Source organism: Vibrio sp. 1978 (assembly GCF_033344345.1).
In genome coordinates, this window is sequence record NZ_JAWPOP010001082.1 from 1 (window position 1) to 507 (window position 507).

Annotated in this window: 1 protein-coding gene; it reads left to right on the forward strand. The window is 44.0% G+C overall.

Features of this window, described 5'->3' with window-relative positions:
* Positions 1-445: YqaA family protein (locus R8N49_RS30770; protein WP_318190904.1), on the forward strand; the 445-nt coding region annotated here is incomplete at its 5' end.
* Positions 446-507 lie beyond the last annotated feature (62 nt).

Below are 507 nucleotides of genomic sequence, written 5' to 3' on the forward strand. Positions count from 1 at the left end.
TTCAGCTTTTGAACATTTAGCCCTTTGGTTTTCTGATTCAGCATTGTGGGTGCTTTTTTTAACGGGCTTTCTGAGCGCCACCTTACTGCCTGGTGGCTCTGAAGCTGGGCTGATCGCAACTCTCTCACTCAATCAATATGCGGTTTCTTCTATTCTTTTGGTTGCCACAATAGGTAATACGCTTGGTGGCTTAACCAATTACTGGCTTGGGTTATGGATCCCCAATAAAACCCAAGAAGAAAAACATGGTCATACCGCTTTAAAGTGGCTAGCAAAATATGGCTACTGGGGATTGTTTTTCAGTTGGTTACCAATTATTGGTGATCCGTTGTGTCTCGCGGCTGGATGGTTAAGGATGAAATTTCTGCCGTGTGTGATTTTAATATTTTTAGGAAAAGCCGCTCGGTACAGCTTGTTGGCGGCCATTTATCTCGGATTATTTTAAGGAAAGTACATGAGAATGTTTTGGGTTGGCGCGTGCTCACTGTTAGTGATCACGGGCTGTGC